General features: G+C 52.7%; 14 protein-coding genes. 3 read left to right on the plus strand and 11 right to left on the minus strand.

The annotated features are described in order from the left end of the window. Positions 1-231: 231 nt before the first annotated feature. The gene (locus ACXAFR_RS00910; RefSeq protein ID WP_475170820.1) at positions 232-2,292 is read right to left on the minus strand and encodes an ATP-dependent helicase; all 2,061 of its coding nucleotides are present in this window, start codon (positions 2,290-2,292) and stop codon (positions 232-234) included. An 806-nt stretch (positions 2,293-3,098) separates the two neighbouring features. On the opposite strand from ACXAFR_RS00910, the gene ACXAFR_RS00915 reads away from it, so the two are divergent. Both ACXAFR_RS00915 and ACXAFR_RS00920 read left to right on the plus strand, forming a co-directional pair. Continuing rightward, a complete protein-coding gene (locus ACXAFR_RS00915; RefSeq protein WP_475170822.1) occupies positions 3,099-3,446 on the plus strand; it encodes a putative quinol monooxygenase in 348 nt (115 codons plus the stop codon). A gap of 198 nt (positions 3,447-3,644) precedes the next feature. After that, a complete protein-coding gene (locus tag ACXAFR_RS00920) occupies positions 3,645-4,217 on the plus strand; it encodes a YceI family protein (RefSeq protein ID WP_475170825.1) in 573 nt (190 codons plus the stop codon). A gap of 67 nt (positions 4,218-4,284) precedes the next feature. On the opposite strand, the gene ACXAFR_RS00925 is transcribed toward ACXAFR_RS00920, so the two are convergent. The 9 genes from ACXAFR_RS00925 to ACXAFR_RS00965 form a co-directional block, all read right to left on the minus strand. Then, entirely contained in the window at positions 4,285-5,331 is a 1,047-nt protein-coding gene (locus ACXAFR_RS00925; protein ID WP_475170827.1) for an ABC transporter ATP-binding protein, read from the minus strand. Then, positions 5,331-6,851 (minus strand): ABC transporter permease, encoded by a 1,521-nt coding sequence (locus tag ACXAFR_RS00930; protein WP_475170830.1) that lies wholly within the window; start codon positions 6,849-6,851, stop codon positions 5,331-5,333. Before ACXAFR_RS00930 ends, ACXAFR_RS00925 begins: the two co-directional genes overlap by 1 nt. Continuing rightward, on the minus strand, positions 6,848-7,879 hold the full coding sequence (locus tag ACXAFR_RS00935) for a substrate-binding domain-containing protein (protein ID WP_475170833.1): 1,032 nt from the start codon (positions 7,877-7,879) through the stop codon (positions 6,848-6,850). Before ACXAFR_RS00935 ends, ACXAFR_RS00930 begins: the two co-directional genes overlap by 4 nt. Continuing rightward, positions 7,880-8,692, minus strand: coding sequence for a hypothetical protein (locus tag ACXAFR_RS00940; RefSeq protein WP_475170835.1), 813 nt, complete (start codon positions 8,690-8,692; stop codon positions 7,880-7,882). A 352-nt stretch (positions 8,693-9,044) separates the two neighbouring features. Further along, positions 9,045-10,448 carry an aldehyde dehydrogenase family protein gene (locus tag ACXAFR_RS00945; RefSeq protein ID WP_475170837.1) on the minus strand — a complete coding sequence of 468 codons (1,404 nt, stop codon included), beginning with the start codon at positions 10,446-10,448 and terminating at the stop codon, positions 9,045-9,047. Between the two features lie 175 nt (positions 10,449-10,623). Next, positions 10,624-11,484 carry a sugar phosphate isomerase/epimerase family protein gene (locus tag ACXAFR_RS00950; protein WP_475170839.1) on the minus strand — a complete coding sequence of 287 codons (861 nt, stop codon included), beginning with the start codon at positions 11,482-11,484 and terminating at the stop codon, positions 10,624-10,626. Positions 11,485-11,511: 27 nt separating this feature from the next. Beyond that, a complete protein-coding gene (locus tag ACXAFR_RS00955; RefSeq protein WP_475170842.1) occupies positions 11,512-12,426 on the minus strand; it encodes a LysR family transcriptional regulator in 915 nt (304 codons plus the stop codon). 283 nt (positions 12,427-12,709) lie between these two features. Beyond that, on the minus strand, positions 12,710-14,083 hold the full coding sequence (locus ACXAFR_RS00960) for a sensor histidine kinase (protein WP_475170844.1): 1,374 nt from the start codon (positions 14,081-14,083) through the stop codon (positions 12,710-12,712). Further along, a complete protein-coding gene (locus tag ACXAFR_RS00965; protein ID WP_475170849.1) occupies positions 14,083-14,772 on the minus strand; it encodes a response regulator in 690 nt (229 codons plus the stop codon). Before ACXAFR_RS00965 ends, ACXAFR_RS00960 begins: the two co-directional genes overlap by 1 nt. 208 nt (positions 14,773-14,980) lie before the next feature. Here ACXAFR_RS00965 and ACXAFR_RS00970 point away from each other — a divergent pair, with 208 nt between their 5' ends. Further along, on the plus strand, positions 14,981-17,065 hold the full coding sequence (locus ACXAFR_RS00970) for a TonB-dependent receptor domain-containing protein (protein ID WP_475170852.1): 2,085 nt from the start codon (positions 14,981-14,983) through the stop codon (positions 17,063-17,065). Between the two features lie 92 nt (positions 17,066-17,157). Here the strand turns inward: ACXAFR_RS00970 and ACXAFR_RS00975 are convergent, their stop codons facing one another. Then, a complete protein-coding gene (locus tag ACXAFR_RS00975) occupies positions 17,158-18,105 on the minus strand; it encodes a bifunctional transcriptional activator/DNA repair enzyme AdaA (RefSeq protein WP_475170854.1) in 948 nt (315 codons plus the stop codon). Positions 18,106-18,122: the final 17 nt, after the last annotated feature.

Here is an 18,122-nt window from a genome sequence, read left to right on the forward strand (position 1 = left end):
CTCAACCAATAGTTAACAATGAATCCTTGGCAATACGATTGGAATGTCAAAGCCCAACTTACTCGGCTTGATCTCAATTCAGGTACGTTGTTTTTACGATTGAAATCTGCCAGCACAAGTTTTCGTGTCTGCAAATAAAAGTAGATCGTCGAGTTTGGCTAGAGTTTTTACCACCGTTGTCCAAACTAGCCCTTCTAGTAACACCGCATTTTTTCAGCTAACACCTTGCCCTCATCGCGCCAGTTTTAGATAACGAAGACTAATCGCTGACTGTTTTTGAGGTGGCTTAGCGTTTTTCGAGTACAAGGACTGGGCCAATTCACGACTGAACAATTGACCCGATTCGAACAGAAAGCGACTGGCGCGGGTGGTTTTATCGTCGGCCGATCGTACCCCCTCCTCAAGATAACGTTTGAGGCCGGGATCTTCCGGTGCACACAAGTGCAAACGTTCTTTGGCTCGGGTCATACCAACATACAGCAAGCGGCGTTCAGCTTCCTCACCGTGATCAATAAAATGTTCGGCATCGGGTTCAAACGGAAATTTCTTTTCTTCCAGAGCAGGAATAAACACAATCGGCCATTCAAGCCCCTTCGCTTTGTGAATACTGCACAGCGTAATGCCAGAGCTTTCATTGCTCTCACGCTTGCTGGTCATTAACTGGTCCAATTGTTCGAGGGTTTCCGTCACACTGCCATTGTTCTCTTTGATATAAGACAGAAACGCATCAATACGTGCAATCGACTCGCTGGATTCCTGGGAGGTCAATGCCGTGCGCCGAATGCTGTCTCTCAACTCACTGTCTTTGACATAAAAACTCAGCAACTCATAGGCACCGGTTTTGTGCGCAGGACGTGACTCGACATAATCGAGAAGTTCGCAGCGTTCCAGCACCTTCTTCAGCTGAAACTTTGATAATTCCTGATAGCGAGGTGCTCGCAATGCTCGATTTAGCGATCGGTCCCCACCGGGTTTGGCAGCCAACTGACAAACCTTATCGATCATCGGGCCTTTGAGAGCCAATAATGGAAAACGTAAAATATCCCGACAGGCTTCCTGCAATGCAGATTGGGGAAAATCAAACAAACTGCCGTCGGCCAAACGCAGGATAAGGATTAACGTTTTAATCTCACGAGTGGCGAGCGCCCCACCACTGCCCATCATTCGATAGGGAAGATTATTTCTTAGCAACTCCAGCTCAACCGCCACCGTTGCCGAATAGGTTCGCGCCAGAATCGCTATTTCATCCACCGTCCTCCCCTCGTCCAGATAACGGCGAATAACCGACAAGATCCAGCGGGCCTCACTGTGCAGCATATCCACTTGCACCCGTGTTGCGGGTGTACCCTGGGCTGAAGTCACCAGCATGTCTTTACGGGTTTTATTGTTGTGAATCAGATGATTCGCCATCAGCGACAACTCATGACCATAGCGAAAAGTTGCCGACAGCGCGTAGACCTGAGTTCCAGAAAACTCCGTTTCGAACTGCTGATTCATGATATCGGGGGTCGCGCCTCGAAATTCATAAATACTCTGATCCTCATCCCCGACTGCCATCACCTGCGCGCGATCTCCGGCAATTGCCTGCAACAACGCAAATTGCACCGGTGAAATATCCTGAAACTCATCAATGATCACGTGATCTTTGTTATTCCCAATCCAGGCAGCGACCTTGTTATTTTCCTGAATCAGTTTCACCAGATCCAACAGCAAATCATCGTAACTGCGAATCTGGCGTTGATGGCGCAGAGATTCAAACGTCTCGTAAGCACGAACTAGAAACTTCAACTTATCGGGAAACGCGTAGCGATCGAAAACAACGGCGGGATCGTCAAGGCAGGCCTTACAGAGCCCAATAAACCCCATCAACGTCTCGACAATTTTGGTATCACGATCCTGATAGCCCTTGTATTTCTCCTGCCCCAGCGTCTGTTTAAGCGCCGCCATAGCCAGCAACTCTAACGCCTTATCACTCGTCTCCAACCGGTAATTGGGCAGCATTCCCCGGTTTGTCAGCAGATTCACCGTGGCATAGGCCACCGAATGCAGCGTGCGAATGTCAGGCAACCGTTGCCCCTGAGGCGCAATCGCAGCCAGCTTTGCCTGAAACTCCTGGCGCGCATCCCGCCCAAACATCAACACCGTAATCGAATCCGGCGCAGCCCCATTGCTCAACAAATGAACAATTCGATGAGCTAATGTTGTGGTCTTACCGCTACCCGGCGCCGCAACGACCAACGCATGGCCGCTGGAATGGTGGACGATATCTTGCTGTTCACGGGATAGCTGCATAAAAAAGAATCAGTGGAAAACGACGGCGGGAGCGTATTCTACCTGAATGATCCCCAGAAGTGAGTTAAGTACGTAAAACTGAAACGCACCACCCTATCCAACCACTGACTTCAGAACAAACCTCCCCTTCAAGGTGGAACGCCTTAGGGGCGCATCTTTTGGTTCCTTTTCTTTGCGCCAAGAAAAGGAACTCGCCCACCCGGCGATAGAGGGCAAATAAAACAAAAGATCGGGTCAGCAAAGTGACTTACAGTAAACACACCAATACTCAAATGCCTACATCTCGACGCCATACCGGCCTCGCAGCCCCAGAACAAACCTCCCCTTCAAGGCGGAACGCCTTGGGGGCGCATCTTTTGGTGCCTTTTCTTTGCGTCAAGAAAAGGTACTCGCCCACCCGGCTATAGAGGGCAAATAAAACAAAAGATCGAGTCAGCAAAGAGACTTACAGTAAACACACCAATACTCAAATACCTACATCTCGGCGCCATACCGGCCTCGCAGCCCCAGAACAAACCTCCCCTTCAAGGCGGAACGCCTTGGGGGCGCATCTTTTGGTTCCTTTTCTTTGCGTCAAGAAAAGGAACTCGCCCGCCCGGCGATGGAGGGCAAATAAAACAAAAGATGGAGTCAGCAAAGAGACTTACAGTAAACACACCAATACTCAAATACCTACATCTCGGCGCCATACCGGCCTCGCGGCCTCAGAACGAACCTGTCTATAACCCACTGTTTTCGACAGGCTGAAGCCGCCATGTCCCTTTGTTATAACCCTCTATGTTTCAGTGACCAACAACGAGGTTTCTATGATTATTATCGCCGGCACTCTGCAGTATTCCCCAGACATCATTGACGCGCTCTTGGCCGACTGCGCACCGTTAATCCAAGGCGCGTTGGAAGCCGAAGATGGCTGTCTGGATTACGACTGGTGCCCCAACCCACTGGTACCAGGACAAATTCGAGTCTTCGAACGCTGGACGGATGAAGCCGCACTGCAAGCGCACTTTGACTGTCATTGGTACAAAGACATGGCGGCCAAACTGCACAACTATGAATTGCTCGACGTCGATGTTCTGAAATACGCCACCGACCGCTATGAGCCGGTTTATGACGAAACCGGCACACCAAGAACAGATTTCTTTACTTCGCCCTAGCATCCCCAGGCCAGCAGCTACCCGTTGACGTATAAATGGCGGAGCAGCGGCAAGGCAAAAATACCTCAAGACCGGCGTAAAGTTCACTTAACAGAGAAATTAATATCCGTTAGCGTAGTCCTAGTAGCCAGCGGTTCAAGCTTTGCCAGGCCGCTGCTTTACAAGACCAATGACAAGACCCACAAAAAGGAGCAGGACATGCTGAAACAGGGCATTTGCGCAGCCGCGATTACTCTGCTGGCCAGCAGCGCCATGGCGGATATGACTTTAAACGCCGAAGAATCCAGCGTTTACTTTACCTCTGTGAAGAATAACGCCATTGCCGAGAACCATCACTTTACCGGGCTGAGCGGCAGTTACAGCGATGCCGGCGTGGCAAGCGTTAGCATTGATCTCGCCACGGTAGAAACGGCGATTCCCATTCGCAACGAGCGCATGCGTGATATTTTGTTCAATGTAGCGAAAATGCCAACGGCAGAAATTTCCGCTGATGTTCCGGCAGATACCGTGAAAGGTTTAAAAGACGGAGAACAGGCGAGCATAACACTGCCGCTAAGCATCTCTCTCCACGGCAAAACAGCCACGTATGACGCCACCCTGCGGGTATCCAAACTGGATGATACGCTCGTTGCAACCACTGAAAGTCCGCTGCTGATCAACGCCGCTGACTTTGGACTGGATACGGGCATTGCAGAACTTCAAGCCATCGCCCAGCTCAATGCCATTGCGACTGCGGTCCCTGTCTACGCAACGCTCGTTTTCAACGACTGATTGTTGCGTTAGCACGGTCAGACTCGATCAGAGGTGTCGCCTGAGACGCCTCTGATACCCTTCTTCGTCAAGTCTTCACAAACCCCGCCAATGGATGATCGGTGACGATCCGAGATTGTAAACGGCGCCCCTGCTCCAGATGCACACCATGGCCGGTGCGGCTTTTCAGCTCAGTACCATCGCTTAGATTCAACCCGTACAATCGCGAACCGCCTTCATAGCGACACCAGCTGATCACGGCATTCCCCTGAACACCGCCGTCCAATACTAGGTCGTCGGGTCGCAACACGATATCAATGGCGGCTTGTGGCTCTACAACTGCACCTGCGGGCAAGCGTACAGGAACTTCTCCGAGGGACGTCATCGCCAGCCAATCAGTAGCAGAACCGTCGACAGCAACCTGCAGTTGTCCCGACAGAAAGCTGGTCTCACCAAGAAACTTGGCAACAAACCGGCTTGCAGGCTCGCAGAAGCAGATTTCCGGTTCGGCCAGCTGCTCGAGCTGACCGCCATTGAGAATACCAATTCGATCCCCTACGGAAAGCGCCTCATCCTGATCGTGGGTTACCCAGATTGCGGGAATTGCTGCCGCTTTCAAGGCATTGCGTATTTCCCAGCGCACACTGTCCTTTAGCGCCGCATCGAGACTGGACAGAGGCTCATCCAACAGAATCAACTGTGGTTGGTGAGCGAGGGTACGAGCCAAGGCGACCCGCTGCTTCTGTCCACCGGAGAGCTGATCCGGTTTGCGCTCTTTAAAGTCGGCAAGCCCCAAAACGTTCAACCAGTGATGAGCAAGTTCAGGATCTTGAACCCGGAACGCCACGTTCTCGATCACGCTCAGGTGAGGAAACAGCGCAAAGTCCTGAAACACCATTCCAATACGGCGTTTTTCCGGCGGCACATAGTCGCTGGCGGTAATGTTCAAATCACCCAACTGAATGCTTCCAGCGGCCATTGAGATGAGCCCGGCCAAGGCTTTGAGGATTGTGGTTTTACCGCATCCGGTCGGCCCGACCAACATCAGTATTTCATCGTTTTGAAGACGGAAATCAACCGATTTGAGAACCGGTTTATCTCCGTAAGTGACGGAAAGTTGAGAAACGGACAACATTATTTCTGTGAATCCTTCGCTATTCGTACGCCAGCCATACGCTCAGTACTTAACATCAAGGCCAGGCCCAGCCCAGACATTACAATCAGAATTAAACCGGGAATTGCCGCACGGCCAAAGTAGCCCGCTTCGTATACACGCCACAAATAGGTCGCCAGAGTTTCAAACTCGTTTGGCCCCAACATCAAGGTGGCAGGTAGCTCTCGCATGGCTTCTAAAAACACCAGTGCTGCCCCGGCGACCATGCCACGCATCGTCAGCGGCAGAGTCACACGCCAAAATGCTTCCCTGGGAGTTGCACCAAGCACGCGTGCAGCGCTCACCAGACTGCTGTCGAGACCTTCGGTGGTGGTTCTCACCGAACTGACGGCCAGCGGCAAAAAACGCAACACATAGGCAATCACCAACAGCGCCAGGGTCTGATAGAGAAACGGCAGGCGCAGGCCGATAAACACCAGCGCCGTCCCCATAACAATACCGGGAACACCAAACCCCAGATAAGTGATTCGCTCCATCAAACGACCGGCTCGCCCACTGAGTGCCGCATGAGTAACCGGGATGGCCAGAGCAACCGCACAAACCGCCGCTAACAGCGACGCTTTTACGGAATTCCAGGCATAGATTGGGTCGAAGCCCCCCAGCCCTTCTCGTGCCAGCCAGATGCCGAAGACAATCAGCGGCAGCGCCAAGGCGAAAAACACAACTGGGGCAGCCCCCAAAAACGCCAACATCAGCAGGCGACGACGGGGCTGAATAACCAGACTCTGACCGGGCTTTTCCGACGTTTTTTTAACCCGGGACTCCAAAAACAAAACCAGCGCCACCACCAGTATCAACTGCAGTGACAACATTGCCGCCTGACTCAATCCAAAGGCGTTGTATTCGATAAAGATTGCCCGGGTAAAGGTATCGAATCGCATCATTGCCGGCGTCGCAAAGTCCGAGAGCGCGTAGAGTCCCGCCAGCAAACTGCCGGCCGCCATAGCATTAACAACACGCGGCAGAACGATTTTTAGCAGACTTTGCGGCAGAGACAATCCCAATAATCGCGCCGCGTGCACCTGATTGGCATCCAGCCCCATCAAAGCCGCACGCGTTGTCAGCATTACGAAGGGATAGGTGTACAGCACCATGACCAAAACCGTACCCCAAAGGCCATAGACCGACGGTGTCTTAATGCCAAGTAGCTCCTCAACCTCGCCACCGGGACCAAAGGCCGCGTAAATCGTGAAAGCACCAAGATAACTCGGCAGTGCCAGGGGTGCCGCCAGCAAAATCAGCCACACCCTGGGCCAGGGTAGGCGCACATAAGCCGTTAGGCAGGCAAGCGGTACACCAACCAGGATGGCACCCAACGCGGTGAGGGCCACCAACAGCAGACTGTTGACGAGAATGTCGAGATTACGCGGATTAAAGAACTCCGCATCACTGAATCCAAGCTCAATCAGCACACCGACTGGCACCAGGGCCAGCAGCGCAATGATAAATGCAATGGGGTAAGACGGGGACCAGCGTGTCATAACACGCCGGCATCACGCATCAAATCCAGTGTGGGCCGCAAATCGGCCAGCTGCGCCAAATCCACTTTTGGCGGCGAGATAGTCGCCAATGGTGGCAGGCCAGTAATGGGAGGAACACCGCTGACCATGGGAATCTCATACCCTTCTGTGGCGAGATATCCCTGGGCTTCTCGAGTGAGCAGATAGCGCACAAAATTAGTGGTTAGGTCGTCATCACGTAACGCGATAATGCCGGAGGCATTGAGCAGACAGCCCGCGTCATCTTTAGTGAATGCGATGTCCACCTTCGCGTCCGGCTTGCCAGCTTTTAACCTCAGTGTGTAGTAGTGATTGGCGAACCCCAAGTCGATTTCGCCCCGCTCTGCCGCCATCACCACGCCCAGCTCACCGGGGTAACTCTTGGCCCGCTTGCTGACGGCTTTAAGCCAGCGGCGGGTTTCATCGTCGCCCTGGAGAATGCGCATACCGGTGACGAAAGACTGAAACGCAACATAGGCCGGTGCCCAACCCAGGGTCAGGTCACTGTCGGCAATCGCCATGATGGAATCGGGAATGGCATCCGGCTGCATGCGCTCTGTGCTGTACGGCAGGGTTCTGATACGGCCGGACACCGGTGCCCAATTTGGATAGCGAAAGCCTTCTTTGATACGGCTCTGAATGGATTCTGGCAGCGGCTTGGCAAGACCGGCATCGGAAACCATTGCGACGGAACCAGAATCCACCGCCCAAAACAGGTCTGCACGGCGAACGCCCGCTTTGGCCTCGGCGACGATCATATTGGCCAGCGCGGCGGTAGTGCCCTGCCGAATAGACAGGTTAAGCTCGGGGTTACGCTTGCGAATCGCTTCGATGATGTTCTCGTAAAGGCCACCCTCACCCCGCCCCAAATACAGAGTAAGATCCCCTTTCAAGGTTGGCAGATCTTCTACGGATTCGGCGCCAGTAGCGGCGCCGGATTGTGCCAGGGCAGGAAAACTGCCCATGACACCCAGGGCCGACAGGCACTGTACAAACTGTCTGCGATGCACTTAAAACACTTCCTTTCGATTTTCCTCAGCGGCGACCAGCAATTCACGAGCTTCGCCCAGTTTTACTTTCATCGCGCCGATAATGTTTTTAACCTCATCTACGCTAGCACCATCTGCCAATGCCTTCGGTAGAGTGACGTTAAAGTCTTTTTCCAAGTCTTCGACCAAACTGGCTTTTTGCTCGATCAGTGTCCCCTCGACCCCTTCAAATCGATTGAGGTAGGTATCGTGCACAATTGCCGTCGCCTCTTTCGGCAGCTGTTCGGCATATTTGGCAACCACGCGGTCCAGCCGGGTATTGATATCGGCCATGGTTTCGGCCATGGTCGTTGGCGCGGTCTCAGTCGCCTGAATTTTCTCCAACAAGCCACGGTCCTGGAACTGGGCTGCCAACTTTACCGCGCCCAGGGACTGCCACAGCGACTGTTCAAACATTTCCTGCTGTTTACGCACATCCTCAATAGACTGCTCATTATCGATGCTCTCTTTCACACCGTATAAGCCCTGCCAAATAGAGGCATAGAGCGGCACATAGTTGGTTTCAATGGCAGAGTGGAAATCCACTTCCTCCCAATAATCGACCACTTTATCGGCTTCTGCCGCTTTCGCGCCTTTTGCTTCATAAGTGGTGACAATGCCGTCAATTTTGCCGATTAACCAATCCACTTCCTCGGTATAGGCTTCCAGGTGATCCTGCAAATGATTGACGTGCTCGCCGATTGGACCGTTGGCATAGACCTGAGCGCAGGACACTAGTGAGAAGAGCGCTAAAGAACAAGCCTTTTTTGCGGTTTTTCGAGCAGTAAAGATCATAATGACATCCATGATGAACGATGAGTTTGCCAAATGATAATAATTATCAGATAGAAAATAAACCGTCACGCCGCCTCAAAACCCAGAAGCCTATGGGATTAGGGTCATATCATTACACCAATGACATCGACTGAGAGGCCATAAACGACGCGGGGTAAGAGAGAATAAAGGATACAGATGAGGAAAGGTGTCGGAATCAGGGCAAAAGACTTTTTCCTGATAAGAGAGTTAACCCAATCGATTCCAAACGTATGAAAAACGCCCACTTGCAGAGCGCTGGGGCAATCTCACCACAGGCGCCAGCAAAAGCGTAACATCGACCCGACCGCAAGACAGACGGGTCGAACAACGATCAACGCAGGCTGTTGACCACTCTGGCCTGGGTGTATTCGTGCAAGCCTTCTTCACCCTGCTCAACGCCAATGCCAGACTGCTTCGCACCACGGAATGGAATCGCGGGGTTAATGTCCAGATGCTTGTTCACCCAGACGGTACCAGAATTGATTCGCAGAGCAATCGCCTCAGCGTTCGCTTTATCGCTCCCCCAGACCGTACCGGCCAGGCCATAGACGGAATCGTTGATACGAGCAATCGCATCCTCAACATCGGTGTAACGCAAAACCGGAAGCACCGGCGCAAACTGCTCTTCTGCGACAATACGGGACGAGTCATCCACATCGCGCACAATGGTTGGCGGAATAAAATACCCAGCGCCACTCAGAGCTTCCCCACCGGCCAGAATTTTGCCATTGGCACCAGCGTCGGCAAGAAATTCTTTTACCTTTTCAAATTGCATGCGGTTTTGAATCGGTCCGATTTGGGTTGCGGGATCCATACCATCACCGACCACCGCCTTCTGTGCGAGATCGGCCAGCGCATTGCAGAAATCATCGTAGAGTGCATCTGGCACATATACGCGCTTGATTGCCACACAAATCTGGCCGGCATTATAGGTCGCCCCCATAAAGATCTTTTCAGCCGTTTCTGCGACATCCACATCGTCCAACACCAAAGCCGCATCATTGCCGCCCAATTCCAGCGTGACGCGTTTGAGCGTTTCAGCAGTACTTGAGAGGACTTTTTTACCTGTCGCGGTCGAACCGGTAAACGCGATTTTAGCGATATCAGGATGCGTGGTCAGACTCGCACCCAAGTCGTTTTGATCTGCCAGAGTGTTAACCACTCCCGCAGGGAAAATGTCGGCACACAACGCTCCCATTTTTAAGGTTGTCAAAGGTGTGGTCGGCGCCGGTTTTAAAATCATGGTGTTGCCCGCAAGCAAAGCAGGCCCCATCTTATTGGCCAGCAGAATCATCGGGAAATTCCACGGCGTAATCGCCGCCACCACACCAAGGGGTGCACGATGTTCGACAATGCGGGTTTCCTCGGTTTCCATCAACACTTTCGGTTCAAGCGTCATGGCCGCAAAAACGCGCAGTGTTCCAGCCGTGCCCATAACCTCAAATTGGGCTTGAGCCAAGGGCTTGCCCTGCTCCGCCGTCAACAACTTCGCGAATTCTTCGGCGTCATTTTCTATCGCTTCAGCCAGTTTGACCAATAAACCGCTGCGCTCCTCTAAGACTCTCGCTGACCAGGCTGGAAACGCCGCTTTAGCAGCAGCGACGGCTTGGTTCAGCTGAGCCTCGTCCGCTCTTGGGCAGACTTGAAACGCTTCCCCTTTGGCTGGATTGATGACATCCATCTGGCTGGCACCGTCGACCAGCTCGCCATTAATTAATAATTTAAAGTCCGTCATTATCATTGTCTCACCTTGTATTTGCGGTGGATATTTCAGCAATCTACGCCGCAGAAAAACGCTTAATTGTGTTTGTCTGAGAGCAAATCACTCCAGAAAAAAGGCATCACCCTGTCCCTATTGATACGAAACAGAGACAATTATTCCGTCAAAAAACGTTTCTTAATCGACCTGTTTAGCCAGGTTCATTGGCGACGCTGCCCAAAAGTTCGCGGAGCCCTGCGTAGGCCTCCTGTGCAGCTTGGCGCGTCGCTAAATGGCGGAAACGCTCAGATAGAATTTCTACGCCATAGCTGCCTCGATAATCAATGTCTCTGAGTGCACTCAATAATTGCTGTAAAGGAAATTCTCCCGCCCCGGGCGAAAAACGATGATTGATGGTATCCGTCACATAATCTGAAACTGGCAGCAAGCTGCCATCATTCAATTCGACGTGATTCACCAAACCAGCGGGCAACTGAGCGACCGCCGCTAAAGAAATATTGCCGCGCACAAGATGCCAGCTATCCAGCAACAAACCACCGTTGTCACAGTTGGCCATCTGCACCAACCAGGCACCGGTTTGCAAATCGGCAAGATTGGAGGTGGGAAAGAGTTCGAGGGTAATGGCCGTTCCAACTTCGGCAGCTTGGGCGCAAAGACGCTGGAACTCCCTGACCATCGGCTCGAGCGGCCAAACCTTACCAGTGACATCGCCAACCACTTTAATGTGCCTTGCCGACAGACGTTCTGCCGCCAGTAATAACTGATGGCGTTTCTGATCCGACGCTTTGCGCCTCGCCCCATCGACGAACCAGTCAGGCAGGACTTCCAGCTCACAGGTCAATCGCAATTCACGCAGCGCATTGGCCACGGAATCGGCTCCCAGGGTGGCAAACAGATGAGACAGGTCATCCACCCCCAAGCCGATTCCGGTAAAGCCCGCTTCTGCACAAGCCGATGCCCGATGATAAAAGTCGACCGGGCTGCAGGCATTTGCCGCGAATGGGCTGACGTTGCCCGCCAGGGTAAAGTAAGAGCAGAATAGTGCCGTCACCGACATTGCTCCGCCAGCCACCGCGAACTAGTGACGTCGCGGTGGCGCCACATTCTCGAACTCCTCGATCAGCGCATCCATAAATGCCCTCAGCCGAGCGGGTTGATGACGATGTTCAAGATAGGAGGCATAAGCATTCGCTGACGGTAAGCGAAAGTCCGGTAAGATCCTCTCCAGACGCCCTGCTTCAACATCTTCCTGGCACAGATGCACAGGCAGTATGCCCACCCCCATACCTTCCACTACGAGTTGCCGAGCCATAGAAACATCGGTAACCACTGCACGCAGATTGGCATCGTCGGTTTCATGAAGTCCACACGGCCATATATCCGTCTGACCAATATGGGATGGAATCATAACCCTTGGGAAATTAACCAAATCGTGTTCGGTTTCGGGACGCTTTCGATTTTTGAACAGATTGGGACTCGCGAAAAATCCCCGATCGATAATTGTCAGTAAACGTGACGGCACATTATCGTTACCTACCTCACCGACCTGAATCACGATGTCAAAAGGTTCGTCTCCAATATTAACGGGATTGCTGGTAACGACAATCTCCTGCCGTAGCCGATCAAAACGATTGGATACCCGCGCCATAACCTTGGAAACCACCCGGCAGCCAAACGCAGGCGGCACACTGATTCGCAGCGTTCCGGCAGGCTCAGACACCAGCTCGTTGGCGACTTCTTCGGTCTGATCAACCTCGCAGCGAATGCGCTGGCAATGACACATAATGGCCTCACCGGCTTCGGTCAGTTTAATGCCTTGTGCACCGCGTTTAATCAACACGACCTGAAGCTGATTCTCCAAGGCGCGCAATTTGCGACTGAGTGTGGATTTAGGAATACCGATAGAATCGCTGGCGCGTGCAAGACTGCCCGCACTGACGACTTCATAAAACAACATCAGAGAATTGGGATCTACCCGTCGAGTAAGTGTCATCTTTTTTCTTATACCTATTGTCGATGATTGTATCAGCCGATGATATCCCGACACATATCAACAAGTTAGACGCTGGCTGACCTATGCCGAAAATAGTCATTGTGTTGAAAAAAACGCCGCTCGTTTGACGGATCGCCTTTCAACCGAGTAAGGCATGCCACATAAGGACAACCTTACTTAAAGAAAACAGTAACGATTGATAACAATAGAGCAGAGTCTGCACCTTCCCCGCGCGGAGGTCAATAGTATTGATTCTCAGAATTCGAGCGCAAACGTGTAAAGATCAACTCGTCGATAGGGACAGTCGAACACCAGGGGCAGCGCTCGATTGAACAGGAAACGACAGCGTAAATGCTGTCGTCGGCTCACTCTGAAAAGCCAGTGAGCCATTAACATAAGGGAGCATGGTATCGACGATGGCCAAACCCAGACCGCTGCCGCTACTGTCTAACCGCTGTTTATAAAACCGCGTACACAGGGTTGCCAGAGACAGTCCCACCAACCGCTTCCCTTGGTCGGTCACCGCCACCGTTAACCGATCGCCAGCGCTGTGCAAATGAATACAGACATCACCCTCGCCGTGTACCAGGCTGTTCTCGATAAGCACCAGGAAAATCTCGTGGAAAAAATGCGTCGAGCCGACACAAAACTGACTTTCAACCTGCGGTTCGATATTCAATCGCAAGACTCTGCCTTCGCTGTCGAACCTGGGCAGCATGGTTGTCACCACCTGACGCAAACAGCGGGACAATTGCGTTTTCTGTGTGCGACAAACCTGCTCGCCATCGTGTTCCAATCTAGCCAGTTGCAGCAGCTGCGAAACCAGCTGCTGCAGTCGTGCCAACTCTCGTTGAATCAACGATGTATCGTCCGATTTTCCCTTTTTAAGGTTATCAAATTGCAACGCGATAACCGTCAACGGTGTACGCAAACTGTGGGCCGCGTCGGCAACAAACCGACGCTCTGCCTGATAGGCGCAGTCCAAGGTTTCCAGCGCTGCATTGGCGGCGATCGCCAAGGGTTGAATTTCCGTCGGCAAGTCCTCTGAAGGAATGCGTTTAATCGCACCATGGGGATGAATGTGCTTGGCAATTTGTGACGCGTGATTGACGGAACGCAGCGTCCACCGAACAAACGCCGGAATGACAACCACACTTAACAACACACCGAGGCATACCATCAACCAGATCGAGCGAGAGATTTTTTGCTGAATCAATGGTTCCAGCAACGTTCGAAAATGGGCGTCGTTGAGCGATACCATCATCACGTTCCCGTCCGCCAGCGTCACGGGAACGTTCAACACCTGGCCGATGTTATTGAAGAGCATCCCGTACCACGTGGTCGACAGTACACTGGGTTTAAAGCGTCGTGGGTGGGACAGGTTACTGGAGAACCATAACAGTTCACCATCGGCGCTATACAGAGTGTATTGCACGTCGCCATGACTTTGTGTCAGCGGTAAGTCAGACAGGCCCTCGGCATAGGTTACCCCTTCCACCAGACGATGAGCTTCAACATAGACAAGCGCTCGCCGCAGTTCACCAATGGTTTGATTGAGGTACATGGCCGACATCACCAACCCTGCCATCAACATGCAGGACAACGCCAGAATCATGCGACCGGAAAGACTGGCGGTAACCCGCCGTGCAAACTTCATCAACCTGGATCCGCGACGCAGGCACACAGCTTGTACCCAAGCCCGCGAATGGTTTCGATTTTACATCTCGCCCCCTCTTCTGCCAGTTTACGGCGCACTCTCGAAACCAGGGCTTCAACCGCATTCGGTGATGAGGGTTCGTTAAATCCGTAAACACGATCCTCCAGTTGATTCTTAATCACCACCCAGCCGACGTGGCTGACCAGTTCGCACAACAACAGATATTCCCGCTTGGCCAGCTGTAAGGGTTTCTGGTCAACAAACACCTGACTTTTCGATTTACAGAGCCTTAGGTTTTCAAGCTGTAGGACCTCGTCTTCCAGTTCTTTGGGGCGCCTCAACAGCGCTCGAATTCGCGCGTTGAGCTCGTCAAATTCAAAGGGCTTAATCAGATAGTCATCGGCGCCGGCGTCCAATCCGTCGATTTTGCTCTGCAGCGAATCTCTGGCCGTCAGGATCAAACACGGGTTCTGATACCCCACCTGCAAGCGCAGCTGTTTCAGCAATTCAATGCCGTCACCGTCTGGCAGCCCCAAGTCCAAAATCAACAGGTCGTACCTAACCCACTGCAAAAGCGACAGCGTCTCCCGCGCAGACGCCGCCACATCAACAGAATACCCGCTGTCAGCAAGTTTCGAACTCAATAAGGTTTTCAGGGATTCATGATCTTCCACGATCAGCAACTTCATGGGCTTCCCGCCGCAAATACGGTCTCGTCAGGTTTCTGTCAGTTAAGGCCATTAGCCTATCTCTCAAATGATAATCATTATCGAAGAGGAACGCGATGGCTTTTCATCACATTGATGATGCCTACAGCACAAGACTCCGGCCCCAAAACGCCCACCACAAGCGCGTAGGGTGGCCTAAAACCGACTTATTGATTTAAATGGGAAAACAATGACTAGGAATTCACGCTTCTCCGTAAGAGGGCTACAACAACACCGCCATCTCCACTACGCAATCTGGCTCGTCGCCTGCGGCGCATCTCTGAGCTGCTACAACGGAACCGCCGCCGATGAATTAAGCCGTGAGCTGGAGACGCTGGATACAACCGTCGTCAGCGCCAGCGGCTTTGAGCAGTTGATTTCAGAAGCCCCCGCCAGCGTCAGCGTGGTGACACCAGAAGATCTGGAAACCCGCCCTATCACCGACTTTATGGATGTGATACGAACCGTACCTGGAGCTGCCCTCACCAACGGCGAAGGCCGCAATGTTGATATCAGCTTGCGGGGCATGCCCGCCGGCTACACATTGATCCTGATCGATGGCAAACGCCAAAACCTAAACGGAATCGCCCGCAACGGGAACAACAACGTCAAACAGAGTTTTATGCCGCCACCGTCGGCTATTGAGCGCATCGAAATCATTCGAGGCCCGATGTCCACACTCTACGGCGCCGATGCCATGGGTGGCGTCATCAATGTCATCACGAAAAAAAGTTCCAACGCCTGGAACGGAGAAGTCAGTGTCGACTCAACCCTGCAGGAAGAATCTGATTTTGGCGACGGCCGCGGCGCCAGCTTCTTTCTCGGAGGCCCCATATACAAAGACACCCTAGGACTGCAAATCAGCGGTCGCGAACAATACCGAGAAGAAGACAATGTACCCCGTGGTGAACCTGAACGCACGAACCGCAATCTCACCGGCAAGCTCTGGTATAAACCGACAGACAATCAAGAGTTGATGCTCGAAACCAGTCATGAATATTTTAATATGCACGCCTGGGTTGCCGGGCGCAGTGTCGGCAGCCTGTGGGATCAAACAACCCGCCGGGAAACCTGGTCCATTTCCCACCAGGGCAACTTCGCATTCGGCGATACTCTCATAGCGTTTCAAAAGGAAGACGCCGAAAAAGGTGATGTCGAAGCCGACAATTGGACGCTGGATGCCAAAATCGTATCGCCCTGGGAATTCCACGGCGACCACACCACCAGCTTTGGCATTCAAATGACCAGCAACGAAGTGAACAGCTGGAATATTGAAAGTGTCGAAGGTGATGTCATCGATGTGATCACCCAGGAAAACCAAGCCATCTTCGCAGAAGATACCTGGAATTTGACCGACGACTGGAGCCTGACGCTTGGGCTGCGTTATGACCACCCGGACGACTTCGACAGCCACGTCAGCCCTCGCGCTTATCTGGTCTATAGCCCAACCGACCATCTCACCTTGAAAGGCGGTGTTGCCACCGGCTTCAAGGCACCCAGAGCGGACTATGTGGCGCCGGGCCTGGTGACCGAAAGCGAAAGTACCAGCACAGGCGCTCTCTCCTACACCTACGCAAATTCCGAGATGAAGCCCGAAACGAGCATCAACTATGAAATTGCCGCCATCTGGGAGGGACTCAATCAAACCAATCTGGCCGTCACTCTGTTTAGAACAGAATACAAAGACAAGTTGGACAGCCTGAATTACTCAACGGTTTACGCCGACGAGGACGGCAACTTTTTGGTTGGGGATAGAGTCGACCCTCAGGGATACTGCTCTGACGCCCTCGCACGTATGGACTATGCCTGCAGCTGGTCCTACCGCACCAATGTCGATTCCGCCTGGTCTCACGGGGTAGAAGTCACTCTGGACATGCCCCTTTCCGAAGCCTTGTCATTGAACGCATCTTACACTTGGCTGGACTCTGAGGAAGAAACCGGGGAAGACGCAGGACAACCCTTGAGCGGCGCCCCACAAAACAATTTGGTCACCACACTGGAGTGGGCGGTCTCCAGTCAACTCAACACCTGGGCAAGCTACAGCTACCGCTCAAAACTGCGCGCCAGTAATCGACCCGCACCTGGCTGCTTTGACGATGACAGCTGTCCTGCTTTGGGGCTATTGGATATCGGCGCCACCATCTACTACGGGGCCGCCCTGCATTTTAACGTCGGCGTTCTGAATCTGACCAACCGTGACTGGTCAGACTACGACAGCAAGGGCAGCGTTGAGGACGGGCGTCGCCTGTTTATGAGAGCCACCTATCGCTTTTAGCGTCCTGTCGTTTTTAATATCCCGATCGTTTTAAACATCGAGTAACGCTCTTGGAATATCCAAGAGCGTTACTGATTTCAAGTCTGATAGCGCTATTCAGAATATCTTTGAACCTTTCCTTCGAATGGCTGAGGCTCCCCATTAATTGGCTGAGGCTCCCCATTAATTGGCTGAGGCTCTCCATCAATTAGCTGAGGCTCTCCCTCCTGTTGCGCCAGCTCCCTGGCGAGAATCAACTGCTTTCTGGATTCTCCCCAGCGATAGCCACCCAACTCACCATTCTGGCGCAGTACCCGGTGACAGGGTATCACCAGCGCAATCGGATTGGCGCCAACAGCACTCCCCACGGCCCGTGACGCTTTCGGCTTGCCAATCGCCGCTGCGAGTTCTCCATAAGTGGTTAGCTGGTCCGTGCCCAGCATAAGGAGCGCTCGCCAAACGCTCAATTGAAAGTTTGTTCCCCGCACCCACAGAGATAGCGGTGCGACTTTTCCTTGGGAGGAGCAATTCGAAAAAATGGCGTCGATCTGCCGTTGTGTCAGGGATTCATCTTCTACCAACGTCGCTTTGGACCACTGTTGCTGTAAGGCACTCAACGACCCCGCCTCGCCTTTGTCTTCAACAAACGCCAACTGACAGATTCCCCGCGGAGTCACCCCAATAAACATCCAGCCGTACGCCGTAGCGTGATACCCGTAATGAATCGTGAGGCCTTCGCCCTGCCGCTTAAACTCCTGGGGTGTTACCGCTTCGATATTCACAAAGTGGTCATACAGCCGGGAGCTGCTGCTTAAGCCAACGTGGAAGCTGGCGTCGAGCGTAGAGAGAGACCGGTTTTTTATGATGTCTTTGGCTCGCTCCAGCGTTAGCAGCTGTAAATAGCGCTTCGGTGTTACCCCGGCCCAGCGACTGAACAAACGCTGAAAATGGTATTCACTCAAATGTACGTGTGCAGCGATCTCTGCCAACCCGGGCTGCCGATCAACGTTGGCTCGAATAAAATCGATGGCCGCAGACATACGAGCATAGTTTTTTTCCATGTAGTGCTTTATCCAGA

Source organism: Pseudomaricurvus sp. ABR4_320, assembly GCF_056159445.1.